We start from the raw sequence: 23,998 nt of genomic DNA, 5'->3' as shown, positions 1-23,998 counted from the left end.
GGCGCAGGCGCGCGAGTTCAAGAAGTATTACTATACAGCTTTGTGAGGTTCGAAGCCGTCCGATAGCCGTCTATTTCGCGTCAGGCGGGGCCGAAGGCGTGCGCCGTCCGCCACGCCGCCAGCGCAGCAACTCTTCCTCGGCGTCGAGCCGTTGCGCCCGGTAGGCGCGGTTGTACTGGTCTTCCTTGAACAGCTGCCAGCTGAACAGCGACTTGCGCTTGCGGAAGGCCAGATCCTCTTCGGCGAGAGTGCGGCGGATATCGGATTGCGTGCCGAAACGCCCCGCGGCGCGCACCAGCGCGCCGTCGTTGGCCGGGATGCCGCCACTGCGGTTGAGCCGCGCGGGATTGCCGCCAAGGCTGGCCACGGCGTCGGCCTGCGGGGTCTGGTCGGTCCGGTTTGCGCCGCCCGGCGTCGGCGCGGGCAGCTGGGCCAAGGTTTCGGGCAGTTGCAGCGGCTTGTTGGGCACGATGGAAAATTCCTCGGGCGTGCTGCGATTCGTGCTCATGTCACGCAGGCGCGGTTCGCGGTCGCCACAGGCAGCCAGCGCGGTCAGTCCCACCAAAATTACCAGTCGCGGCAGAAACATCGCCACCCTCCGTCTTCCGTCTGGCCCAGCATTAGCCGATCCCGCGCACGAGGTCACGGGGCCTTTTTGCTCCCCGCGAAAAGCACCAGACCCAGCGCGCCGGCGAAAATGCTGATATCGGCGACGTTGAACGCATAAGGGTTGGAAATGCCGCAGCAGGACATGTTCAGGAAATCCGCCACCGCGCCGTACAGCAGCCGGTCGATGACGTTGCCCAGCGCCCCACCGATGAGCAAACCGCCGGAAATGAGACCCAGCCGCCCGGGCGGATCACGGCGCAGCCAGACCAGCACGAAAAGCACGATGCCCAGCGCCACCGACACCAGCAGCCACTTGGTCAGCTGGGTCTGCCCCGACAGCAGGCCGAAGTTGATGCCGTAGTTCCAGGCCATGCGGAAATTGACAAAGGGCGGCAACACGTCGATTTCGCCCCGCGTACGCAGGTCAAGCCAGTGCACCACAGCGTATTTCGTCGCCTGGTCCAGCAGAAAGGTCCAGAAACCGACCCAGAACACCGTTTTCATGGCCACCTCCGCCGGAGCGGCGCCATGGCCGCCTTATGTGCCATGCGCCCGCTCAATGCCGGAAATGCCGCATGCCGGTAAAGACCATGGCGATGCCCGCCTCGTCTGCGGCCTTGATGACGTCGTCGTCGCGCATCGACCCGCCCGGCTGGATCAGCGCGGTCGCCCCCGCCTCGGCGGCCGTCAGCAGGCCATCGGCAAATGGAAAGAACGCATCCGACGCCACGACCGCCCCTTGGGTCAGCGGCGTATCAAGCCCCATCGCCTGCGCCATGTCGCGGCTTTTCTGTGCGGCAATCCGCGTAGAATCGACCCGGCTCATCTGCCCCGCGCCCACGCCGACGGTGGCGCCGTCCTTGACGTAGATGATGGCGTTGGACTTGACGTGCTTGGCCACGGTCCAGGCGAACAGCATGTCGTCAAGCTGTTCCTCGGTGGGGGCAACCTTTGTCACGACCTTCAGATCGTCGCGGGTGATGCGCCCGGTGTCGCGGTCCTGCACCAGCATCCCGCCCGACACCTGCCGGTAGGACAGCGCCGGGGCCGAGGTATCGGCCAGCCCGTCGGTGATCAGCAGCCGCAGGTTCTTTTTCTTCGCAAAGACCGCGCGCGCCGCGTCATCCGCGCCGGGGGCAATCACCACCTCGGTGAAAATCTCGGCAATCGCCTCTGCCGTGGCGGCATCCAGCGGCTGGTTCAGCGCGATGATCCCGCCAAACGCGCTCGTGCGGTCGCAATCGAACGCGCGGCGGTACGCCTCCTCCAACGTCGCGCCTTTGGCGACGCCGCAGGGGTTGGCGTGCTTGATGATGGCGCAGGCGGGGCCGTCTGCTGGGTCAAACTCCGACAACAGCTCAAAGGCCGCGTCGGTGTCGTTGATGTTGTTGTAGCTCAGCTCCTTGCCTTGCAATTGCAGGGCGCGCGCCACGCCGATGCGGGCAGAGCCGTCAACGTAGAACGCCGCCGCCTGATGCGGGTTTTCGCCGTAGCGCAGGGATTGCTGCAACTGCCCGGCAATGACCCGGCGACGCGGCGTTGCCTGTCCGATCGCCCCGGCCATCCAGGTGCTCACGGCGGCGTCATATGCACCGGTGCGGGCATAGGCGATCTGCGCCAGCGTCTGCCGGAACGCATAAGACGTCTGGCCGTCATTGGCATCAAGCTCGGCCAGCAAGGGCTCGTAATCCTCCACATCCACCACAACGTTGACGAAGGCGTGGTTCTTGGCCGCGGCGCGGATCATCGCCGGGCCGCCGATGTCGATATTCTCGATGCAGGTGTCATAATCGGCACCCTGGGCGACGGTTTCCTCGAACGGATAAAGGTTCACCACCAGCAGGTCGATTTCCGCGATGTCATGCTCTTGCATGGCAGCCAGATGCGCATCATCGTCGCGCAGCGCCAGCAGCCCGCCATGCACCGCCGGGTGCAGCGTTTTCACCCGGCCATCCATCATTTCGGGAAATCCGGTCACGTCAGCCACGTCGCGCACCGGCAGGCCCGCGTCGCGCAGCGCCTTGGCCGATCCGCCGGTGGACAGCAGTTCGATGCCGCGCGCATCAAGCGCACGGGCCAGATCGATCAGGCCGGTCTTGTCGGATACGGAAATCAGCGCGCGGCGGATGGGGTGCAGGTCGGTCATGAGGTCAGGGGTCCCGGAGCGGTTTCAGCTGTCATCCTCCTCGTCCCGGGCCAGGTCGCGGATCGCGATCGCGGTGTCCTGCGCCTTGGCCAAAGACCAGCGGATGCGGGTCGCATACTCCATCGCGCGGGCGGATAAAACGATCTGTTTGCTGGCACGGGGCCGCAGCCGCCCCTTTTCCAGATAAACCGACGCCTCGAGCGTGAGTTCGGCCCCGCCTTCGTGCCTGAACACCCAGATTTCCCCCGACCGCAGCGCCATCGACACCGCCGCACCGCCCATGTCGAGCGCGCAATCGACTTCGGGGTGCAGGTGAAAGCGCAACTGGTAAGGCAGGCCCTGCAGCTTGACCGCGTCCATGCGCTGATCGAACCGCTTTTTGTGGGCGTCCTCCAAGGCCATAAGCAGTTCCTCGCCCACCAGTCCGCGCCCGTCGAAGGTCAGTTCCAGAATCCGCGCATGGGTCAGCCCGTGCGTGTCGACATAGCCGTTGTGCCCACCTTCAAAGCGGATGCCGTCGGGGGCGTGGCTGATCTGCACCGGCACGTTGGTCGGCGCATCCTCGAGCATTTCGCGTCGCGCGCCAGCAATCCAGCCGGGTTTGCCCAGCCGGGCGCTGGAATAGCCGTCAAGGCACAGTGTCGAATGCGACGGTGTGGCGCGGCCCGCGCGGCGCCATTCCTCACCAAAGACCGCGCCGGAACCGCAGTTGACGATCAGCGGACGGCGGCCCGAGGTCAGTTCGAAAGCGAGGGTCGAGGCATGGGCGTTGAACGACGCGCGTCCGGCGGGCGGCGGCGCGGCGTCGACAATGACGCTGGTGCGCCCGGCCGAAAGACGCGCAAAGCCCATGGCCAGCCCGTCGGCCTGCCGCTTGCGCACGCCGCTGACGGCGAGCGCCGATTCCAGCCGCCCTTCCGCCCCGCGCCCGCCGCCGTGAAAGCGGGCCAGCCCGCCATCCGCGTGCCGCAGCGTGCGCAGCGTCGGGGCGATCCGCCCGATGGCGGCCTCGTGTCCCGGATCAACCTCCATATCCCGGTCATTGAGCGCCGCTGACGCCCAGGTCAGCAAGGTAAAGACCTCGAGCAGTTCCTCCGCGTTGCGTGTGGGCAGGCCGCCCTGCGCATCGATCTGGCGGGAGCATTCCGCCCCCAGCGCGCGGCGCGCCGGGGCGACATGCGGCTCCATCCCCTCAAGCGAAAGGCCCGCGTAGATCATGCCGGTCAGCGCCTCGAACCGGGCCAGACCTGGCGGCGTGCTTTGCCAGCGGCGGCTCAGGAAAATTGTCTGCTGGCCCAATGACCGGTAAAACTGGGCCGAGCGTTCGGAATCCGCGCCCCGCAGCACGAAAAGCGCGTGATGGATCCAGCGGATGAGCCTGCGGCCGGTCAGTTCGGGCGTCCAGCCGGGGCCGCGACCACGGCCGTAACGGTCGATCCAGCCCCACAGCCAGCTTCGCGCCACCGCGCGGCTGGCGGGTTCGCCAACCGCGGCCAGATCGTCCATCCAGCCAAAGCCCTGAACCTCGGCCTCCCACGCGGGATCGGGCGGTGTGACCTCCCAGATCAGGGTATCCGGTGCCTCGATCAGGTGCCCGGCAAACAGCAGGTTGCCCGCGGCCAGCTGACGGCCCTTGGCAAAGCTGCCGACGGTGCGGGGTTCGGGGCTGGACACAAAGGCCGTGGCAGGACGGGCGCGCGCCGCAAGGCGCGCGTGCAAACCGTTCATCAGGCGCGACCGTGCCGCCTGCCAGCTTTCTGTGTCGGACATCTGCCCTGCCCCTTGCCGCCTGTTCGGCGTGTCTTTGACTAAGGATACCCCCGGTCCGGCACAAAGTCACCTTTGAAAACCGCGCCTTGGCAGAGATGCGCAGTTTTCACCCGGCGGCGGTGGCGTCCCGGCGCAGCAGCGCCATGTAAAAGCCGTCCATTCCGCCCGCGTCGGGCCAGTGATCCGGGCGCAGGCGCAGACCGCCTTCGGCAGATTGCCAACCCTCGGAAACGCCTTCGGGCAGGGTGGGCACGACCCGCAGATCGGGATGTCGCTCCAGCGCCTCGATCACCTGCACCTCGCCTTCGTCGGGCAGAAGAGAGCAGGTGCAGAACACCAGACGCCCGCCGGGGGCCAGCAGCCCCAGCGCATGATCCAGCATCGCCGCCTGCAAGGCGATCACGTCGACGATCCCCTCGCCGGTCTTGGCATGCGGCAGGTCGGGGTGGCGGCGCAGCGTGCCGGTGGCCGAACAGGGCGCATCGAGCAGGATCGCGTCGTATTGGCCGTCGTGGGTCAGCGCGTCGCCGCACACAATGGTGGCTTTCAGGCCCGTGCGGTGCAGGTTTTCGCTGACCCGGCCCAGACGTTCCTCGGACAGATCAAGAGCCGTGACCCTGGCTCCGGCAGCGGCAAGTTGCAGCGTTTTGCCGCCGGGGGCCGCGCACATGTCAAGCACGCGCTGGCCGCTGACATCGCCCAAGAGCCGCACCGGCAGCGCGGCGGCGGCATCCTGCACCCACCAGTCGCCGCTGTCGTAGCCCGGAATCGCCGACACCTGACCCGCGTCCGTCAGACGGACCGATCCGGTGGGCAGCAGCGTGCCCCCCACCTGCGCGGCCAGCGCCGCCGCGTCGCCCTTGGCCGTAAGATCCAGCGGCGCACCGGCGAAATGCGCCACCTCCATCGCGGCGACGGCATCGCGGCCCCAGGCGTCGACCAGCGGGTCGCGCAGCCAGTCGGGCAGTCGCGGCACCCGCAGGATCGCCCACTGCCCCGGCCCCTTGTCGGCGACCCGCCGCAGAACGGCGTTGACCAGCCCCTTCATCCCCGCCGTGCGGCCCGAGCGTCCGACGATCGTCACCGCCTCGTTCACCACGCCATGCGCGGCCCCCCCGGTGCAAAGCTCCAGCGTGGCCAGCCGCAGCACGTTGCGGACCCGAAGCGGCGGATCCTTCTTGAGAAAGGGCTTGAGCACCCGGTCCACCCGTTCCAGTCCGCGCAGCACGTCGGCAGCCAGCCGCTGCGCCGCGGCACGTTCCGGCGGGGCCATCGCCGCCCAGGCCGACCCGCCCGTCAGTTCGGACATCAGGCGGCCATGGCCCAGGACCTGATCCAGAAGATCGACCGCGGCATGGCGCGCGGACAGCGGTTTGGCGTTCATGGATTGGCCCCCGGGCGATACGCGGCACCCTTGTCCCGCATTCGGCGGCGCGTATATCAGGGGGGCACGACAAGGGAAACCTGCCATGACCAACGATGCCCACGATCTGCCGCCCGCCGCGCAACGCGCCCTGGCCGAAGCTGCCGAACGCCGCGCCCGGGCAGAGGCGGAAGCAGCGGAAAACACGCCGCCGACAGAGCTTGGGGGGCGCGACGGGCCGGACCCGGTGCGCTATGGCGACTGGGAAAAGAAGGGCATCGCCATCGATTTCTAGCCGTTCACGGGCCAAGCCGGGCCGCCGCTGAAGGCCCGCCAAAAAACAAGAGCGCACCCGAAGGTGCGCCCGAACAAGTTACCTGATGAATCGAAAGTCTGGACCTCAGCGCAGCCGGAATTCGGCCGAATCACCCGCGCCCTGATCCGAAGTAAAACGGATCTTTGTCCCGTCTGAACGGACCTCTTGGCAATTGTAGCCCAAGGCGTCGCCGCCCCAGTAGAGGTCGCGGCAAAAATAGCCGTCCTTCCAGCTCCATTCGCCGTTGACGTCCCAACCGGCGCCGTTGCCGCTGATTCCGCCACTCGGCGACACGCTGAGCGACACCAGCGGGCGCGACAGCGTCTTGCCGTTGACGAGCGCCACGAATTCGGAACGGTCCGTCACCTTGGCGAAATCCGCCCACACCGGCGCGGCAGAGATAACGAGGGTCATGGCCACAAGGGCCGCGTTGCGCAGTCCAGTCATCATGCATCATCCCGTGTTGCTTAACGAATATACGCAGCCAGCAACGAAATGGTTTCATCTGGACCGAAAAAAGCGGCCAAATGCCTAAAAACTGCGGAAAAACCGCCTGTTTTTGCAGGTTTTGGCGCGCATTACCCGTCTTTGAGGCCCAGCACGTCCAGCATGTCATAGGCGCCGGGGGCCTTGTCCTGGCCCCAAAGCGCGGCCCGCAGGGCACCGCGCGCGAACAGCGCCCGGTCGCTGGCGATATGGCGCAGGATGATGCGTTCGCCCGCAGTGGCAAAGATCACATCATGTTCGCCCACCACATCGCCGCCGCGAATGGCGGCAAAACCGATGTCGCCGCGCTTGCGCGCCCCGGTGATGCCGTCGCGGCCCCGGTCGCTGACCTCGTCCAGGGCGACGCCGCGGCCCTCGGCGGCGGCCTCGCCCAGCATAAGCGCGGTGCCCGAGGGCGCGTCGACCTTGCGGTTGTGGTGGGTCTCGATCACCTCGATGTCCCAATCGGCATCCAGCGCGGCGGCGACCTTTCTGGTCAGCTGGGTCAGCAGGTTGACGCCAAGGCTCATGTTCCCGGCCCGCACGATCACCGCGTGGCGGGCGGCCTTGTCAATCCGCGCGATATGCTCGGGCGCCAGACCGGTAGTGCCGATGACATGCACCGCGCGGGCCTGCGCGGCCAGATCGGCGAATTCCACGGTGGCATCGGGCGCGGTAAAATCGATCACCGCCTGTGCCTGGGCAAACGCCTCGAGCGCGTCGTCGGTCACGGTCACACCGCTTTCCGCGCCGCCCATGGACAAGCCCAGATCTTGCCCGACCCAGTCGTGGCCTTCGCGTTCGATGGCCCCCACCAGCCGCAGGCGGTCCGATCCCGCCAGTTCGCGCACCAGCATCTGGCCCATCCGGCCCGAAACCCCTGTCACCACCACACCCGGCTGATCGGTCATGCGCGCTGTCCCCTTGCTTGCGGTTTCGGTCTGCATAGCCTGACACGCCCGCCTTGGCAAAGCCCGCGGCACAGCTTAGATGAGGCGCATGGCCAAGAACCGATTCAACGATAACGTCGGCCCGTCGCAGCGCCAGCTGCGCGTGGGCGAACTGATCCGGCGCACGCTTGCGGATGTGCTGGGGCGCGGCGACATCCACGATCCCGACCTCAACCGCATGTCGGTGACGGTGGGCGAGGTGCGCGTGTCGCCCGACCTCAAGGTCGCGACGGCCTATGTGCTGCCCCTGGGCGGCAAGGGCAAGGAAGAGCTTGTGGGCCTTCTGGCACGCAACAAATCCGAACTGCGCCGCGCGGTGTCGAAGAACCTGACGCTGAAATTCGCCCCCGAACTGCGGTTCCGGCTGGACGAAACCTTTGACCGGCTCGATGACACCCGGCGGCTGTTTTCGCAGGATGCCGTGCGCCGCGACCTGGCCGACTGATGCGTCGGCTGATCTCCTTTCTGGCGCTTGGGCTTGGCCTTGGCGCAACATCAGGCGCGCAGGCCGCAACCTGCGAGGCGATGCGCCATGACGGCAACCGCTATACCGTCTGTACCGTCGACGCGCAGTCCGAGGATCTGCGGCTGTTCCTGAACGATGCCAGCGGCGAACCTTACGGCCAGTTTTCGAACATCAACGCGATGCTGGCGGAGCGTGGCGAAAAGCTTGGCTTTGCCATGAACGCGGGCATGTACCACGCCGACCGTGCGCCGGTCGGCCATTATGTCGAAGACGGGCAAGAGGTCATGCGCGTCGTGCCCAACGCGGGCCCGGGCAATTTCGGCCTTCTGCCCAACGGCATCTTCTGCATCCGCCCGGGCCGCGCCGATGTCATCGAAACGCTGCGCTTTCAGGATCAGGCGCCCGATTGCAGCTACGCGACCCAGTCCGGCCCGATGCTGGTCATCGACGGCGCGCTGCACCCCCGGTTCCTGGTCGATTCCGATTCGCGCTACATCCGCAACGGGGTGGGCACCAGCGCGGACGGCACGAAGGTGGTTTTCGCGATCTCGGAAAATCCGGTGACGTTTCACGAATTCGGGCGGCTTTTCCGCGACGCGCTGCAACTGCCCGACGCGCTGTTCCTTGACGGAAACATCTCTCGGTTGCATGACCCGGCGCACGGGCGGTCGGATCGTGGCCGCTGGATGGGTCCGATTGTCGGCGTTGTCATCCCTGATCGGTAAAATTGCCCGAAAATCCCTGAAAAGACTCTATTTCCGGCACGTGAGTGCCTATAATCCATGACATAGCAAAGGCCGGGAAAACGGTCTGACATGAATTGGAAAATGCTTAAGGGAGACGAGTCTTGGAAGAGAAAACAATCGCTGCAGGGGTGGTATCGCTGGTCGTAGGGTTTGCCCTGGGGAACGTCACAGCCGGATCCGGCCCGGACATGAGCGAAATCGAGGCGATGATCAGCGACAAGGTCACAGCATCAACCGACGCGGTCAGCGGCATGGCGTCGGGCGTCGAGGAGCAGTTCGCAGCTCTTGGCGACCGGCTGAGCGGTCTTGAGGACCAGATGGGGGCCGCCACGGACACCAGCGCGATGGACGATCTGCGTGCCCGGCTCGACACGCTGGCAAGCGATCTGCAAAGCGGCATGGCCGAACAGACCGACGCCGTGGCCAGCCGCATCGCCGCCCTGGGCGACCAGATCGGCGCCGCAACCAGCAATGCGGCCGCAGACTCGGGCGAAAGCGCCAGCACCGCAACCGAAACCCCGGATGAAACCGAAACCACCGATACCGCGCAGGCCGATGGCGACGCGGCCTTGTCCGTGGGTCAGACCGTCATGCTGGCCGAAGGTTTGCGGGTCTTCGTGTCGCGCATTACCGAGGACGGCGCCCGCGCCGTGGTGAACGGCGATGTCGTGATGCTCGAAACCGGCGGTTCGACCACGGTAAATGATTGCGAGGTCACGCTGGACAGCGTCGCGGACCGCAAGGCGCAGTTCTCGGCCAATTGCGACGCGGCGAGCAGTGGCGGGGGGGCCGAAAGCTCGGGTGAAACCGCCGCCGACGACGGCGCGGACGACAGCGCGGACGAAGGCACCCGGATGGGCGAAATCGCCCTGTTGGGCGATGGCGCGGCGCGCGTCTTCCTGTCGGGCATCGCAGCAGATGGCAGCACGGTCCGCGTGGCGGTCAACAGCCTGTCGGTTCAGCGCGTGGCCGCGGGCGAAGCAATCCCCGTGGGCGAAGACGGCTGCAGCGTCACGGTGGACGAAATCCAGGCCTCGTCGGTCAAGTTCAGCTACGGCTGCGAGTCCTGACCTGAGCGGCTTCGACGCCCCGAAGGCCGCCAAGGTCTTCGGGGCGCGCTGCCCCCTTCCCCGCGCCAGCCCTTGCGCTGACGCCCGCCGCGGCCTAGGTCACACTCTATTCTGACCCCAGCCCGAGGCGCACATGCCCCAAGACCTTTCCGCCCTGACCGAGGCCCTGCTGGACGCCGCGCGCGCCGCCGGGGCCGATGCCGCCGATGCCATGGCGGTCGAGGGGGCATCGCTGTCCATCGACGTGCGCGGCGGCGCGTTGGAGCAGGCAGAGCGGTCCGAGGGTACCGAGGTCGGCCTGCGCGTCCTTCTGGGCCAGCGCTCGGCCACCGTGTCCGGGTCCGATCACCGCGCCGACACGCTGCGCATCATGGCCGAACGCGCCGTCGCCATGGCGCGCGAGGCGCCCGAAGACCCCTATATTGGCCTTGCCGACCCGGGCCAGCTGGCCCGCGACTGGGACGTCGCAGCGCTGGAACTGCATGACGACAGCCCCGAACCCGCACCTGCCACGCTCGAAGACGATGCCCGCCGGGCCGAGGCCGCGGCCCTGGCCGTCGACGGCATCCGCCAGATCGACGCCGCCAGCGCCAGCTACAGCGCCAGGCGCATCCATCTGGCCGCGACCAACGGCTTTTCCGGCGGTTATGCCCGGTCCTACCGGTCGGTGTCCTGCGTGGCCATCGCCGGGTCCGGCAACGGGATGGAGCGGGATTACGACGGCGACGGTCGTGTCTTTCAGGCCGATCTGCGCACGCCCGAAGATATCGGCACCAGAGCCGCCCAGCGCACGCTGGAGCGCATGAACCCGCGCCGCCCAAAGACCGGCGCCTATCCGGTGCTTTACGACGAACGCATCGCGGCCTCGCTGATCGGGCATCTGCTGTCGGCGATCAGCGGTGCCGCCGTGGCGCGCGGCGCGTCCTGGCTGCGCGACGCCATGGGCGACACGGTTCTGCCGCCCGCCCTGTCGCTGACCGAGGATCCGCACCGCCCGCGCAGCATGGCCTCGCGCCCCTTCGATGCCGAAGGCTTGGCTACGCAGCCGCGCCAGGTGATCGCGGACGGCGTGCTGCGGGGCTGGACACTTGATCTTGCCAATGCGCGCAAGCTTGGGCTGCAAAGCACCGCCAACGCGGCCCGCAGCGCCGGGTCTGGCCCGGGCCCCAGCGCCTGGAACATCACGCTGACCCAAGGCACGCAAAGCCGCGACGATCTGCTGCGCGAAATGGGCACCGGGCTTGTGGTCACGTCGATGATCGGCGCGACGATCAACCCCAACACCGGGGATTATTCCCGCGGTGCCGCCGGATTCTGGGTGGAGAACGGCGCGCTGGCCTATCCTGTGTCGGGGGTGACGATTGCGGGCAACCTGCGCGACATGCTGCGCAGCATCGTGTCGGCGAACGATGCCCGGCCCTGGCTGACCCGCGTCGTGCCATCGCTTCTGGTCGAAGGGCTCACCATTGCCGGTGACTGACCTCGAACTGCTGATCACCGCGGCCCAGGCCGCCGCCCGCACCGCGACCGCCTTTGTCGGCGGGCCGCTGGGTGTCGTGCGAAAGGATGACGACAGCCCGGTGACCAAGGCCGATATCGCCGTCAACGACCTCTTGCACGACATGCTGCGCGACGCACGCCCCGGCTATGGCTGGCTGTCCGAGGAAACGCCGGACAGCGCCGACAGGCTGGGGCAGGAGCATGTGTTCATCGTCGACCCCATCGACGGCACGCGCAGTTTCATCGACGGACAGGATACCTGGGCGCATTCGCTGGCCGTGGTGCGCAACGGTCAGGTGACTGCGGGGGTCGTGCTGCTGCCGATGAAAGACCGGCTTTATGCGGCAGCTCTGGGTCAGGGGGCCACGCTGAATGGCGCGCCGATAGCGGCGACAGACGCGCCAACGCTGACCGGGGCGCGGGTTCTGGCGACCAAGCCAAGCCTTGCCGAACATCACTGGCCCGGCGGCTTGCCCGACATGCGCCGGTCCTACCGTCCGTCGCTGGCCTACCGGATCGGGCTGGTGGCGCAGGGGCGCTATGACGGCATGTTCACCTTCCGCCCGTCCTGGGAATGGGACATCGCGGCGGGCAGCCTGATCGCGTCCGAAGCCGGCGCGCAGGTCAGCGACGCGCGCGGCGCGACGCTGACGTTCAACAACCGACACCCCCAGACCGATGGCATCGTCGCGGCCAGTCCCGGGGTCTGGCAGGGGCTGATCGACCGGCTGGGTTGAGCGATGGCCGCCTTGACCTTGCAGCCGCGATGGCGGACCCTTGCCCAGACCTGACGCCGCCCGCCTGCGGGGGCCAAACACCGGAACAGGCTTTGAAAAAACAATCCCTTAGCCTCAGGACCTATCTCACCCTGGTCCGCCCGCAAGCGGCGCAGGGCGATGCCCCGTCGCCGCCGCGCGCGCCCCGGCCCGACGGCCCGCTGGTCTGGTCGCACGCCGAAACCGCGCAGCAGGCCCGCGCCATGGGATCGCTTTGTGCGCGGCTTTTGCAGCAACGCGCCGAGCTGTCGGTTCTGACGACGGGCGCACGCGGCCAGGCAGAGTTGCACGACGATCTGCCACCCGATTCACCCGCTGAGGTCGCGGCCTTCCTGACCCATTGGTCACCCACGCTGTGCCTTTGGGCAGGGCAAAACCTGCGGCCTGCGCTCTTGTCCGGTGCGGCGGACCAGCAGTGCCCGCTGGCGCTTGTCGGCGCGTCGGACCAGCCGTGGCACACTCCGGCGCCGCGCTGGCTGCCCGATGTGGCCCCCGCCGTTCTACAGCGATTCGACATGATCTTTACCGAGGATGCCGCCGCCGAATGGCGGCTGAGCCGCATGGGGGTGCCGCGCAGCATCCTGCGCCGCAGCGGCCCGCTGAGCGAGGCGACGCTGCCGCTCGACTGCCCGCGCCGCCTGCACGAGGAGATGGCCGAAGCCCTGGCGGGGCGGCCTGTCTGGCTCGCCGCGCGGGTCCGCCGGTCCGAGGTCGATTGCATCCTGCGCGCGCACCGCAGCGCCGCGCGGCTGGCGCACCGGCTGCTGCTGATCCTCGTGCCCGCCGATCCGCAGGACGCGGACGACATCGCCCGCGCCGCCTCCGCCACGGGGTTCCGCATCTGCGACTGGGATGCCGACGGGCAACCGGACGAACACACGCAGATCCTGGTCACGCAGGGGCCCGACGAGCTGGGGCTCTGGTACCGCCTGGCGCCGCTGTCGTTCATCGGCGGATCGCTGGCGGCGGGCCTCGGCGGGCACGATCCGCTCGAGGCTTCGGCGCTGGGATCGGCGGTGCTTTACGGTCCGCATGTGGGCGGGCACCTCACCTCCTACACCCGGCTGATCGAGGCCGGGGCGGCGCGTATCGTCCGCGACGAGGAAACGCTGAGCGCCGCGGTGTCGCAGCTGATCGCGCCCGACCGCGCCGCCGCGATGGCGCATGCGGGGTGGGACGTGGTATCGGCGGGGGCGGAAATGACCGACCGGGTGGTCGAACAGGCGCTCGACTGGCTTGACCGCGCGGGGGCGGCCTGATGCGCCCGCCCGGCTTCTGGCACACCCCGCCCGACCGGCCGGATTGGCGCGCCCGTCTGCTGGCCCCGCTGGGCCGGGCCTATGCGGCGGCGACGGCGCGGCGGCTGCGCGGTGGTTCAGGCGTGGCGCTGGACATCCCGGTGATCTGCGTCGGCAACATCAACGCGGGGGGCACCGGCAAGACCCCGACGGTGATCGCGCTGCAACAGCGCCTGGCCGCACGCGGCGTCGACGTGCACGTGGTGTCGCGCGGATACGGCGGATCGCTGCAGGGGCCGGTACGGTTGGACCCCTTGCAGCACGATGCTGCCGCCGTCGGGGACGAACCGCTACTGCTGGCGGCCTTTGCGCCGGTGTGGGTGTCGCGCGACCGCGCCGCCGGGGCCCAGGCCGCCGCCCGTGCGGGCGCGGCGGCGATCCTGCTGGACGACGGGTTCCAGAACCCTGCGGTCCGGCAGGACCTGGCGATCGTCGTGGTCGATGCGACGGCGGGCTTCGGCAATGGCCGGTGCCTGCCTGCGGGGCCGCTGCGCGAACCGGTGGCCACGGGGCTGGCGCGGGCCGATCTTCTGCTCTCCATCGGGCCGGACGCGGCGCAGGCGCGGTTCGCGCAAAGCTGGCCGCCGCCTGAAGGTCTGCCGCATCTGCGCGGGCAGTTGCAGCCGTTGCAGACCGGGATGGACTGGCAGGACCTGCCCACGTTGGCATTTGCCGGGATCGGCCATCCCGAGAAGTTCTTTGCCACCCTGCGCGGGCTGGGCGCCGACCTGTTGCGGGCAGAGGCGCTGGACGATCACCAGCCGCTGACCCCTGCCCTGATGACCCGGCTCGAGACCGAGGCCCACGCGCTTGGCGCGCAGCTGGTCACGACGGAAAAGGATGCGGTGCGCCTGCCGCCTGCGTTCCGCCAGAAGGTGCTGACCTTGCCGGTGCGGCTGCAGATCGACGGGGATGCGGCGCTCGAGCATGCGCTTGACCGCGTGCTGAACGCCTGACCCAGACCGTTATTCCGCCGCGAGCCGCTGCCTGTCGTGGCCGGTCGCCGCGATTTCGGCGATGATGCCGCGCAGCAGGCGGCGAAAGGCATGGAAATTCTCGTTCGGGCGAATCTCGGCCTCGTTCATGTAGATGGCGCGGTCGATCTCGATCTGCAAGGCGTGCTGGTTGCGGGACGGGCGGCCATAGGCCTGGGTGATGTAGGCCCCGGCAAAGGGCGCGTTGCGCGCCACGACCAGCCCCGCATCCACGAACGCCGCCTCGACCCGGTCGACGATCCAACCGGCGGCAGAGGCGCCGAAGCGGTCGCCGATGACGATATCGGGGCGCGGCGCCCCGGCGCGCACGATGCCGTCCACCGCCTCGTGCGGCATGGAATGGCAATCGACCAGCACCGCCTCGCCGAAGTCGGCAATGGCCCGGTCCAGCAGCTTCTGCAACTGCCGGTGATAGGGCCGCCAGTAGCCCGAAAGCCGCCGGTCGGCTTCGGCCATGGTGAGCTTGCCACGGTAGATCGCGCGGCCGTTGGCCACCACCCGCGGCACCACGCCCAGCCCGCTGGCGACCCGGGGATTGTGCCCGGTGCGGCGTACGCCTTCGATCAGCGCCGGGTCGAGCTCGTCCGGGGAGCGGTTGAGATCGACAAAGGCCCGGGGCGCCCCGGCCTTGAGGAACGGCGCCCCGAACTGCGGCGCGCATTCGAAAAGCCGGTCGACATAGGCGTCTTCGGACGACCGGATCGCATGTTCGTCAAGCTGGGTGTGCCGCAGGAACGACCAAGGATAGTCCCGCCCGCTGTGCGGCGAGGCGAAGATCACCCGCGACGTCAGCGTCTCGGGATGGTACAGGTGGTACGCGACTTTGGGCATCCGGCCTCCTTGGGGATAAACATAGACCGAAAGCCGCTTTGTCCAAAAGCCCCTTGATCCCGCTTCCGACTCCTTTTATAGGAGCCGGACCGGCGCGGGTTTCCGCGCCCCATTTTGTTGGGGCACTGGCAATTCGCATTGGTTTCATGGGCGGTTAGCTCAGCGGTAGAGCACTTCGTTGACATCGAAGGGGTCACAAGTTCGATCCTTGTACCGCCCACCATGAATTCGCCGCACGGGTCCTCTGGCCGGTGTGAACCATAACCCGAAAGGCGCTCGCGCGCCGCGACAAGAGGAGAAGACCATGAAGGTCAGAAACTCGCTCCGCTCGCTCAAGAGCCGCCATCGCGACTGCCGCGTTGTGCGCCGCAAGGGCCGCGTCTACGTGATCAACAAGACGCAGCGTCGTTTCAAGGCCCGTCAGGGCTGAAGCGTCGGATCAGACGATAAAAAGCCACCCCTCGGGGTGGCTTTTTTCGTTTCGGGCGGCCTGCGCCCCGGCCTATTGGCGGATCAGGGACGCCAGCAGCCGTGCCACGGTCGCCTGGTCCAGAAACCCCGTCACGTCCAGCTGGTAAGCCTCCTGGTAGCGCCGGATCGCGCGCCGGGTGCTCTTGTCGAACTGGCCATCGATCGTGCCGGGCTTCATCCCCAGCCGGTCAAGCTGCCGTTCCGCCAGGTTGCGGGTGAGGACGTTGAGGTTGAGCGCATCCTCTTGCGCCCGGGCCCGCGCCACCACGTCGCGGTTGTTGGACTGCTGCTGCAACTGGTCGATCCGCGACTGCGCCTGGTCGGCAAAGCTGCCTTGCGGGAAATCGGCCAGATAGCCCTGATAGGCCTGCACCGATCCCACGTCGCGCGCCGCGTCCCAGGCGCGACGGTCCTGCGCCGCCGCCTGCGCGCGCCGGTCCTCTTCGATCCGGTCAAGCCGGTCCTGCGCGACATCGGCATAAAGGCCGTCGGGATAGCGTTGCAGATAGGCGCGCAGTTCGCGCGCGCCGCCGTTGGCGACGGTGTTGTTCCAGTAGTCGCGATCCTCCCGTTCACGCTGAGCCTGCCGTTCACGCGCCTCTTCCTCAAGCTCGGCGGCGCGACGGGACGCCTGCGCCTCGAGCTCTGCGATCATGTCGCGGGTCATGAAACCGGTCTCGGCAAAGCCGTTCTGCCCCTGCCAGCGCTTCGCCGCCGCGCGGGTGCCGGGGCCAAAGATGCCGTCGATGCCGCGCGGATCGAAATCGAGCAGTTCCAGATCGCGCTGGATCGCGCGGCGGGCGTCGCGGCTGAGGCCCAGCGCCTCTTCCGCCTCGCGGGCGGTGCGAAGCGGATCGTCGACGATGGCCCGGATGCGCTGCCGCGCGGCATTGGCATGCGCGCCGTTCGGAAATGCCTCAAGGTAATTGCGGTATCCGGCCAGTTCATCGCGCCGGGTCACCGACTGCCAAAGCTGGTCGTCGGCAAGCTGCGGGTTCTCATCCGATGCGGGCGGCGGGACGATGCCGCCCTCGGCCGTAGGGTCGGGCAGGAACACCCAATCCTCGGGCGCGTATCCGGTGACCTGCATCCCTGCCGCCCGCGCCGTGGCCACGAGCGTCTTTTCCGTGACCGGCAGATCGCGCTTGGTCAGCGCGGCCACCTGCTTGGGCGTGCCGCGCATGACCGTCACCCCCTGCGGAATCGGAAAGTCGCCCGACCCGGCCTGCAGGAACGGCAGCCCCAGCGGCGCATCGCCCTCTTCACCCAACACCAGCAGAGCCTGTCCCGGGAAGGACGACAGAAGCGCCAGCAGGGGCGAGAGCGGAAGGGCATCCAGCAGGATACGTTCCGGTGTCAGCGGCGCATCGAAATCCGTGGGCAGCAGAAACGTCTCGGTGCCCGCGTGCACGAACCGGCCGGTGAGCACCACGGCCAGGCGGTCTTCGTCGCCGTCGAGCTTGCGTACAAAGTTGAAAAGACCGCGACGCAGTACGTTCTTGTCGCCATTCTCAATCGCCGCCACCGTGAATCCAGCCAGATCGAGGTCGTCGGCCGAAGGCACCGCGGCGGCGCCGCCACGCAGCTTGTCGACAGCGGAGTATTCGCTGTTGCCGACGATAAAGGCGGCGCTGTCAGCCTGCGCCATCGTGGTCATCACAAGGCTGGCGACGGTGCAGCGTAGGAAGGTCTTCATGGCGGATCCTTTTCATACACGGATATGTTCAATTCGCGGACGGCCTGACGGGACCCCGCGGTCCTGAACTATCTGGCCTGCCCGGCCATGATATCCAATATCAGCCGCCTCAACGGCCCGCCCGAGGCGGAAAAGCGCAAGGATGGGCGACGCGGTCAGTCGTAGCTGCGGGCGTCCTCGATCACCAATCCGTCGCGCGGCAGCGCGCCCGGCGCCACAAGCTCGACCATGCCGCGCAGCTTGAGCACTTCGGCCACGCTGGCCTCGAACGGGGCGGCATCCTGCGCCTCGGTCTCGAGCCTCACGGTCATGACGTCCGCCTCGCCCTCGCGGGTGGCGACGACGCGGGCGCGGGCGACCTCGGGGTGGCGCGCCACGAGGTCGGCCACCTGTTCGGGGCGCACGAACATGCCCTTGATCTTGGTGGTCTGATCGGCGCGGCCCATCCAGCCCTTGATGCGGGTATTGGTGCGCCCGCAGGGCGAGGTGCCCGCCATCACCGCGCTCATGTCCCCGGTGGCAAAGCGGATCAGCGGGTAATCGGGGTTGAGCGATGTCACCACGACCTCTCCCACCTCGCCCGCGGACACGGGATCGCCGGTGCCGGGCGTGACGATTTCGACGATTACGTGTTCGTCGAGGATCATCCCCTCCATCGCCGAGCTTTCATAGGCGATGTTGCCCAGATCGGCGGTGGCATAACACTGCAGGCAGGCGATGCCGCGCTCTGTGTACCAGTCGCGCAAGCTGGGGAACAGCGCCCCGCCGCCGACGGCCGCGCGGGTGACCTTGAGCGTCAGCCCCATCTCGTCGGCCTTTTCCAGGATCACCTTGAGGTAGTCGGGCGTGCCTGCGTAGGCGGTGATGCCGATGTCATGCGCCGCGCGCGCCTGCAGTTCGGTCTGGCCCGTGCCAGCGGGCAGGACCGCAGCGCCGACAGCGCGTGCGCCGCTTTCAAAGATCATTCCGGCAGGCGTCAGGTGATAGCCGAAACAGTTCTGCACGATGTCTTCGGGCCCGATGCCGCAGGCGTGCAGGAACCGGCCCATGCGCCACCAGTCGGCGGTAATTCCTCCGGGTTCATAGATCGGCCCCGGGCTTTGAAAGACATGCGCCGCGTTGCGCACAGGCAGTCCGCCGAAGGGCGGGTTTTCGGTCTGCCGCTGCACCAGGTCGGACTTGCGCAGCACCGGCAGCGCCGCCAGCCCGGATAGGTCGTCCAGCGCCGCATGGCCCTGTTCGGGCAGAAGCGCATTCAGCGCCGCCAGCTGGGCCGCGGCGCGTTCATCGCTGCTGCGGGTTTCAAGCGCGTCAAAGTGGGTCATGTCCCCTCCCCTTTTTATCGTTGGTCGCCAGCGCCCCGCGCCCGCACTGTTTCGGGCAGGACCCGCTGCGGCAGATCACGGAAATTGCGCGCATGGTGGGTTGGCACACCCAGCCGTTCGGTCTTGAGCAAGGCCTCCAGCGATGCCTTGGCCGATCCCTGCACCGGCTCGCGCAGGACGACGGCGATGATCCGCCCCGGGTGGCGCTTGACCGCGTCTTGATAGACATAAGCATCCTTCTGGCCGGTATCTCCCAGCAGGACAAAGTTCAGCTGCGGATTGGCCTCGATCAGGCGGTCGACGGCGGCGGATTTGTGGTCAAGATGGCTTGCCCCGACCAGGCCCTTGTCGCTGACCCCAAGGTCGCGCAGAAACATCGGCCCCTGCGGCAGCCCGGCCCGCTGAAAGATCCGGTTGAGAAAGGCGTGCAGGTTCCAGGGCGAGGACGAGACGTAGAAAACCGGGTTGCGCCCACCAGCGTGCAGCCGGTCCATCAGCGCCTTCGCGTCGTCAAAGACCCTGCGGGTCAGGGCGTTGCCCGTGAAGGTGGTCCAGAGGTTGCGCACGAGGTTGTAGGCCCCGGTGTGCATCATCGTGTCGTCGATATCCGAAATCACGCCAAACGCCGCGTCGCCGTCAGGCACCACGGCAGGCATCTGCACGGCCTCCGACTGCCCCTCGATCCGGGCGGCGCGGGTCACAAGGCCACTGTCATCGGCACCACGGGGAACGCGCAGAGTGATATAGCCCTCGGCATCGGTCCGGCCGCTGACGCCGTCGCAAATGACCTTCACATCCGCCACTTCCGAGGTGATGAAAAGCGACACCATCTGCTTGAAATTGGTCCAGCGGGTCTGTTCGGGATCCGGCTCACCCCGGCGCATGCCCGACAGCACCCGCCCCTGCAGGACCAGATGATCGGGTTCGGCATAGCCCATGTAGGCGGTAAGCACCGGTTCACCGTCGCGGCGCAGCACCCGTTCGATCAGAAGCTCGCCCCGTTTGGCCCATGAGGTCATGTTGCGTATCTCCTATCCCGCAAGTCGGACAAAACGCGCCTGCGCCGGTGGTCGTTCCGATCAGGCGAGCCAGCGCTTGCGGCGGCGGTAGCTGCGCACGTCCCGAAAGCTCTTGCGGCCCTCGTCGGACATGCCGAGGTAGAATTCCTTGACGTCCGGGTTTTCGCGCAGGTCGGCGGCTAGGCCTTCCATCACCACGCGCCCCGATTCCAGGATGTATCCGGTATGGGCGAACCGCAGCGCGACATTGGTGTTCTGTTCAGCAAGCAGGAAGGACACGCCTTCGTTTTCGTTGACCGATTTCACGATCTCGAAAATCTGCTCGACCAGCTGCGGCGCAAGGCCCATCGACGGCTCGTCCAGAAGGATCATCTCGGGCCGCGACATCAGCGCGCGGCCAATCGCGGTCATCTGCTGTTCACCGCCCGAAGTATAGCCCGCCTGGCTTTTGCGCCGTTCCTTGAGCCGTGGGAAATAGTCATAGACCATGTCCAGGTCGGCCTCGATCGCGCCCTTGCCGTCGCGCCGCGTATAGGCGCCGGTCATCAGGTTTTCCTCGACAGTGAGGTGCGCAAAGCAGTGGCGCCCCTCCATCACCTGGATGACGCCGCGTTTGACCAGGTCCGCCGCATCGCGGCCCTGCACGGTTTCGCCCTTGTAAAGGATCGATCCCTTGGTGACCTCGCCGCGTTCGGAATGCAGCAGGTTCGAAATCGCCTTGAGCGTGGTGGTCTTGCCCGCACCATTGCCCCCCAGCAGCGCGGTGATCCCGCCGCGCGGCACGTTCAACGACACGCCTTTCAGCACGAGGATCACGTGGTTGTAGATCACCTCGATATTGTTGACCTCCAGAAGCGGTTCCTTGGTAGGGGCGGCGTCAAGCATGGCTCTTCTTCTTGGCAAAAATACTCAGGATCGCCGGCGGCGACGCAAGGGCCGCCGCCGGACGTGGTGGCTCAGCTTTCCGCGTCGCAGGTTTCCGACACGGCCCAAGGGGCGTTCGCCTCGGCGTATTCCGCAGCCTTTTCGGCTTCGAGCGGACGGATCGCTTCGGCTTCGGCCATCAGGTGGTCACTGGCCTTGACGAACTTTTCGCCATCCCATTCCAGCATCCAGCCGCCGGAGTGTCCGGTGTGGTTGGCGCAGGTGGTCTGGAACGGCGGCACCATGCCGGTCATGCCCAGTTCGGCCAGACGCTCTTCGGTGACGTTGAGGTTCTCAAGTCCCCAGCGCAGGTCGGCGGCGGTGATCTCGGCCTTGCCGGTGTGTTCCTGCGCGGCGCGGATGCCTTCGGCCAGGATCATCGAAATGACCACGCCACGGCTGTAGAACACGCCTTCCATCTCTTCGGGGTTGGAAAGCGAGTCGCCCGCATCGACCACATGGGTCTTGATGTCGGCCATCACCGGCGCATCGAGCACGGGGAAGGACCAGCTGATCGACTTGTAACCCTTGCCGTCTTCGCCAACGAGCTTGAGGTCGGCATCATGCCCGGCCCACCAGACGCCGACGAAATTCTCCATCGGGAACTTGGTCTTCACGGCCTCGGTGATGGCGCCCGCGTTCATCGCGCCCCAGCCCCACATGACCACGTAGTCGGGGCGTTCGCGGCGGATCTGCAGCCACTGCGCCGACTGGTTCTGCATTTCCTTGAGACCGACCGGGATCGGGACGAGTTCAAACCCGTCTTCTTCCGCCTTCTTTTCCAGGAAGGGCAGCGGCTCCTTGCCGTAGGGGTGGTCCAGATGCAGGAAGGCGATCTTCTTGCCCTCAAGGCTGCCTTCGCTTTCCAGGTACTGCAGGATCATCGACGCGGCATCCCAGTAGCTGGCGGGTGTGTTGAACGCCCACTGGAAGACCTTGCCGTCGGCCATCGGCGAAAAGCCGTAGCCCGGGGCCAGGATCGGAATTTCGTCGACGTTGGTCTTGGGCAGCACCTGCAGGGTGATGCCGGTGGACCACGGCTGTGTCACGATGGCGCGACCCTTGGTCTTTTCATAACATTCCACGCCTTTTTCGGTGGAATAGCCGGTTTCGCATTCCTCGAAATTCACCGGCACGCCGCCGATGCCGCCGTCGCGGGCGTTGAGCATCAGCATGTAGTCGCGCTGGCCGTTCATCAGCGGAATGCCGGTCGCGGCAAAGGGGCCGGTCCGGTAGCTGAGGTTCGGGGCGTAAAGCTCCTGTGCCACGGCGGCCGTGCCCATGACGGCGCCGACCACGGCTGCTGCCGCCAGTCTGGTAAAGTGTTTCATGTGGTATCCTCCCTTGGATGTCATTGTCTGTGTTTTCGGTTTCTTATTGGGCCGCTTGCCCCCGGGCGTAGGGTGGGTTTGCACCCCAACGATGCGGCCCGTCAGTGCGGGAACGGCCAGATGATGAGTTTTTCGCGGATCAGACGCCAGAGCTGCGCCAGCCCGTGCGGTTCGATGATCAGAAAGAACACGATCAGCGCGCCCACGATCATGATGTTGAGGTGTTCGACCATCGCCGAAGAGATCGGGATGCCGAAGGCCTGTGGCAGAGTGTTGAGCACCACCGGCAGCCCGACAATCAGGATGGCGCCGAGGTAGTTGCCCATGATCGACCCCAGCCCGCCGATGATGGCGATGAAGAGGATTCGGAAACTCAACGGAATGTCGAAAAGGTTCGGCTCTGCCGCGCCCCGCCACATGAAGACGAAAAGCGCCCCCGCAACACCGACGATGTAGGACGACACCGCGAAGGCGGTGAGCTTGGATTTCATCAGGTTGATCCCGATGAGTTCGGCGGCGATGTCCATGTCGCGCGTCGCCTTCCACGTCCGGCCCAGGTTGCCACGGGTGAGATTGATGCAGAGCATCGTCATCAGCGTGACAATGGCCAGCACCACGAAATACTGCACCATGCTGTCGGCCTGCGGTCCGGCCACGTAAACCCCAAACATCTCAAGGTTGGGCACCTGGATCGCGCCCGAGGCATTGTAGTTGTAAAGCCAGGCCCATTTTTCGAAGAGCCAGACCAGAAAGAACTGCGCGGCGAGCGTCGCGATGGCGAGGTAGAAGCCCTTGATCCGCAAGGACGGAATGCCAAAGGCCACGCCGATCCCGGCGCTGAACACGCCCGACAGCAGGATCGCCACGACCGGGTTCATCCACGGCATGATCGTGACCATCTTGTAGCACGCATAGGCGCCCACCCCCATGAAGGCGGCGGTGCCCAGCGACAGCTGCCCGGCATAGCCGGTAAGGATATTGAGCCCCATCGCCGCCAGCGAATAGATCAGGATCGGGATCAGCAGCGTCTGAAAGGTGAATTCAGACGCCGTGAACGGAAAGATCACCCAGGCAAACGCAAGGATGATCCCCAGCAGGATCGCATCCTGACGCACCGGGAACAGCGCCTGATCCGCCTCGTAGCTGGTCTTGAATTGTCCCGCCGTGCGATAGAGCATAGCGTCTTCCTCCCTTTGCCGACCCTCCCGGTCAGCCTGTTCTATGGCAGGCCGGTTTTGCCCCGCCCCCCTCGCCCGGGACCTTGTCCCGGACGACCACGTATGTCCGCGGGTCGGGCCTCAGCCCGGCTCCCGTCCTGTCAAACGCCGCCCCCAAACGCGCCGGGGCACCAATGCCAGCTGCGCGATCGGCAGCCCCACGACCAATAGCCCGCCCGCGTATCCTAGCGCCGCCAGCACATTGGCCCGGACCGGGTGCGCCACCGACCACAATGTCTCGGGATCGGTCCCCGGCAAACCCGCGGCAAATGCCTCTGCCCCAAGCCTTGGCACAATGGCGATGAACATCATCGCGCCAAGGGACATGACCAACAGCACCAGCCCCCGGGGCAAGGTCGAACGTGCCCGCGTCATTCGTCGCCGTCCTTGTCGCGTCGGCCGTCACTGCGCGGCAGTGCCGCGCCCCAGAACTGCGCAACCGACGCCAGCGACCGCGCGGTCGCGCTCATCGAGGCGGTGAACATCGTGTTCATCGCCTCGATCTGCGCGGCCATCATCGACCGACCGATCTCTTGCATGTCCAGAGGCTCGCCCAGACCGTTGGCGCCGCGCGCCAGATCGGCGATTCCGGGGTCGTCCCGATTGACCCGGCCCGACCGGGTCGATCCCTTCTTGGGCGCGCTCAAACCGCCGCCTCCCCGTGCCATATGCCGGGCGCGATCCGCATCGTCG

At 66.9% G+C, this 23,998-nt stretch carries 25 protein-coding genes and 1 tRNA gene; 10 read left to right on the top strand and 16 right to left on the bottom strand.

Translation table 11 applies throughout. The features are described 5' to 3' along the window. Positions 1 to 70: 70 nt before the first annotated feature. From ACOXXX_RS16555 to ACOXXX_RS16535, 5 genes are all read right to left on the bottom strand, one after another. Complete coding sequence (locus tag ACOXXX_RS16555; RefSeq protein WP_422827719.1) at positions 71 to 589, bottom strand: DUF3035 domain-containing protein; 519 nt, start codon at positions 587 to 589, stop codon at positions 71 to 73. 53 nt (positions 590 to 642) lie between these two features. After that, positions 643 to 1,113: a signal peptidase II gene (gene lspA, locus ACOXXX_RS16550; protein ID WP_422827718.1), complete on the bottom strand. Its 471-nt coding sequence runs from the start codon at positions 1,111 to 1,113 to the stop codon at positions 643 to 645. 52 nt (positions 1,114 to 1,165) lie between these two features. Further along, positions 1,166 to 2,755, bottom strand: a complete 1,590-nt coding sequence (gene purH / locus ACOXXX_RS16545) for a bifunctional phosphoribosylaminoimidazolecarboxamide formyltransferase/IMP cyclohydrolase (protein ID WP_422827717.1) — start codon at positions 2,753 to 2,755, stop codon at positions 1,166 to 1,168. Between the two features lie 24 nt (positions 2,756 to 2,779). Then, entirely contained in the window at positions 2,780 to 4,525 is a 1,746-nt protein-coding gene (locus tag ACOXXX_RS16540; protein ID WP_422827716.1) for a heparinase II/III family protein, read from the bottom strand. 106 nt (positions 4,526 to 4,631) lie between these two features. Next, a complete protein-coding gene (locus ACOXXX_RS16535) occupies positions 4,632 to 5,909 on the bottom strand; it encodes an RsmB/NOP family class I SAM-dependent RNA methyltransferase (RefSeq protein WP_422827715.1) in 1,278 nt (425 codons plus the stop codon). 85 nt (positions 5,910 to 5,994) lie between these two features. Between ACOXXX_RS16535 and ACOXXX_RS16530 the strand changes: the two genes are divergently transcribed. Further along, positions 5,995 to 6,183, top strand: coding sequence for a DUF1674 domain-containing protein (locus ACOXXX_RS16530; RefSeq protein WP_422827714.1), 189 nt, complete (start codon positions 5,995 to 5,997; stop codon positions 6,181 to 6,183). 105 nt (positions 6,184 to 6,288) lie between these two features. Here the strand turns inward: ACOXXX_RS16530 and ACOXXX_RS16525 are convergent, their stop codons facing one another. Next, positions 6,289 to 6,654 (bottom strand): dihydrodipicolinate reductase, encoded by a 366-nt coding sequence (locus ACOXXX_RS16525; protein ID WP_422827713.1) that lies wholly within the window; start codon positions 6,652 to 6,654, stop codon positions 6,289 to 6,291. 128 nt (positions 6,655 to 6,782) lie between these two features. Continuing rightward, on the bottom strand, positions 6,783 to 7,601 hold the full coding sequence (dapB, locus tag ACOXXX_RS16520; RefSeq protein WP_422827712.1) for a 4-hydroxy-tetrahydrodipicolinate reductase: 819 nt from the start codon (positions 7,599 to 7,601) through the stop codon (positions 6,783 to 6,785). A gap of 88 nt (positions 7,602 to 7,689) precedes the next feature. Between dapB and rbfA the strand changes: the two genes are divergently transcribed. The 7 genes from rbfA (at position 7,690) to lpxK (ending at position 14,452) form a co-directional block, all read left to right on the top strand. Beyond that, positions 7,690 to 8,085: a 30S ribosome-binding factor RbfA gene (gene rbfA, locus ACOXXX_RS16515; RefSeq protein ID WP_422827711.1), complete on the top strand. Its 396-nt coding sequence runs from the start codon at positions 7,690 to 7,692 to the stop codon at positions 8,083 to 8,085. After that, entirely contained in the window at positions 8,085 to 8,831 is a 747-nt protein-coding gene (locus ACOXXX_RS16510; RefSeq protein WP_422827710.1) for a phosphodiester glycosidase family protein, read from the top strand. The genes rbfA and ACOXXX_RS16510 overlap by 1 nt, the downstream gene beginning before the upstream one ends. A gap of 122 nt (positions 8,832 to 8,953) precedes the next feature. Next, positions 8,954 to 9,922, top strand: coding sequence for a hypothetical protein (locus ACOXXX_RS16505; RefSeq protein ID WP_422827709.1), 969 nt, complete (start codon positions 8,954 to 8,956; stop codon positions 9,920 to 9,922). A gap of 133 nt (positions 9,923 to 10,055) precedes the next feature. Further along, on the top strand, positions 10,056 to 11,402 hold the full coding sequence (locus ACOXXX_RS16500) for a TldD/PmbA family protein (RefSeq protein WP_422827708.1): 1,347 nt from the start codon (positions 10,056 to 10,058) through the stop codon (positions 11,400 to 11,402). Beyond that, the gene (locus ACOXXX_RS16495; protein ID WP_422827707.1) at positions 11,389 to 12,159 is read left to right on the top strand and encodes a 3'(2'),5'-bisphosphate nucleotidase CysQ; all 771 of its coding nucleotides are present in this window, start codon (positions 11,389 to 11,391) and stop codon (positions 12,157 to 12,159) included. Before ACOXXX_RS16500 ends, ACOXXX_RS16495 begins: the two co-directional genes overlap by 14 nt. Positions 12,160 to 12,251: 92 nt before the next feature. Next, entirely contained in the window at positions 12,252 to 13,457 is a 1,206-nt protein-coding gene (locus ACOXXX_RS16490) for a 3-deoxy-D-manno-octulosonic acid transferase (protein ID WP_422827706.1), read from the top strand. Next, positions 13,457 to 14,452 carry a tetraacyldisaccharide 4'-kinase gene (gene lpxK, locus ACOXXX_RS16485; protein ID WP_422827705.1) on the top strand — a complete coding sequence of 332 codons (996 nt, stop codon included), beginning with the start codon at positions 13,457 to 13,459 and terminating at the stop codon, positions 14,450 to 14,452. Before ACOXXX_RS16490 ends, lpxK begins: the two co-directional genes overlap by 1 nt. 9 nt (positions 14,453 to 14,461) lie before the next feature. On the opposite strand, the gene ACOXXX_RS16480 is transcribed toward lpxK, so the two are convergent. Further along, positions 14,462 to 15,322 (bottom strand): N-formylglutamate amidohydrolase, encoded by an 861-nt coding sequence (locus ACOXXX_RS16480; protein WP_422827704.1) that lies wholly within the window; start codon positions 15,320 to 15,322, stop codon positions 14,462 to 14,464. Positions 15,323 to 15,470: 148 nt separating this feature from the next. On the opposite strand from ACOXXX_RS16480, the gene ACOXXX_RS16475 reads away from it, so the two are divergent. Next, positions 15,471 to 15,545: transfer RNA gene (locus ACOXXX_RS16475), tRNA-Val, on the top strand. A gap of 81 nt (positions 15,546 to 15,626) precedes the next feature. Beyond that, a complete protein-coding gene (gene ykgO / locus ACOXXX_RS16470; RefSeq protein WP_028287243.1) occupies positions 15,627 to 15,752 on the top strand; it encodes a type B 50S ribosomal protein L36 in 126 nt (41 codons plus the stop codon). Between the two features lie 72 nt (positions 15,753 to 15,824). Here ykgO and ACOXXX_RS16465 read toward each other — a convergent pair whose 3' ends face one another. The 8 genes from ACOXXX_RS16465 to ACOXXX_RS16430 all read right to left on the bottom strand — a co-directional run bounded on the left by ACOXXX_RS16465 (position 15,825) and on the right by ACOXXX_RS16430 (position 23,952). Continuing rightward, positions 15,825 to 17,489 (bottom strand): peptidoglycan-binding protein, encoded by a 1,665-nt coding sequence (locus tag ACOXXX_RS16465; protein ID WP_422827703.1) that lies wholly within the window; start codon positions 17,487 to 17,489, stop codon positions 15,825 to 15,827. A 155-nt stretch (positions 17,490 to 17,644) separates the two neighbouring features. Next, entirely contained in the window at positions 17,645 to 18,814 is a 1,170-nt protein-coding gene (locus tag ACOXXX_RS16460; RefSeq protein WP_422827702.1) for a phenylacetate--CoA ligase family protein, read from the bottom strand. A gap of 14 nt (positions 18,815 to 18,828) precedes the next feature. Continuing rightward, the gene (locus ACOXXX_RS16455) at positions 18,829 to 19,833 is read right to left on the bottom strand and encodes a phosphatase domain-containing protein (protein WP_422827701.1); all 1,005 of its coding nucleotides are present in this window, start codon (positions 19,831 to 19,833) and stop codon (positions 18,829 to 18,831) included. Positions 19,834 to 19,893: 60 nt separating this feature from the next. Further along, positions 19,894 to 20,718, bottom strand: coding sequence for an ABC transporter ATP-binding protein (locus ACOXXX_RS16450; protein WP_422827700.1), 825 nt, complete (start codon positions 20,716 to 20,718; stop codon positions 19,894 to 19,896). Between the two features lie 71 nt (positions 20,719 to 20,789). Continuing rightward, positions 20,790 to 22,088 carry an ABC transporter substrate-binding protein gene (locus ACOXXX_RS16445; RefSeq protein WP_422827699.1) on the bottom strand — a complete coding sequence of 433 codons (1,299 nt, stop codon included), beginning with the start codon at positions 22,086 to 22,088 and terminating at the stop codon, positions 20,790 to 20,792. A gap of 101 nt (positions 22,089 to 22,189) precedes the next feature. Beyond that, complete coding sequence (locus ACOXXX_RS16440) at positions 22,190 to 23,266, bottom strand: branched-chain amino acid ABC transporter permease (RefSeq protein WP_422827698.1); 1,077 nt, start codon at positions 23,264 to 23,266, stop codon at positions 22,190 to 22,192. Between the two features lie 120 nt (positions 23,267 to 23,386). After that, positions 23,387 to 23,680 (bottom strand): hypothetical protein, encoded by a 294-nt coding sequence (locus tag ACOXXX_RS16435; RefSeq protein WP_422827697.1) that lies wholly within the window; start codon positions 23,678 to 23,680, stop codon positions 23,387 to 23,389. Next, entirely contained in the window at positions 23,677 to 23,952 is a 276-nt protein-coding gene (locus tag ACOXXX_RS16430; protein ID WP_422827696.1) for a hypothetical protein, read from the bottom strand. The genes ACOXXX_RS16435 and ACOXXX_RS16430 overlap by 4 nt, the downstream gene beginning before the upstream one ends. Positions 23,953 to 23,998 lie beyond the last annotated feature (46 nt).

It is taken from the genome of Thalassococcus sp. BH17M4-6 (assembly GCF_049323015.1).
Taxonomy (GTDB): Bacteria; Pseudomonadota; Alphaproteobacteria; order Rhodobacterales; family Rhodobacteraceae; genus Puniceibacterium.
This window is presented reverse-complemented; position numbering and strand designations above follow the sequence as displayed.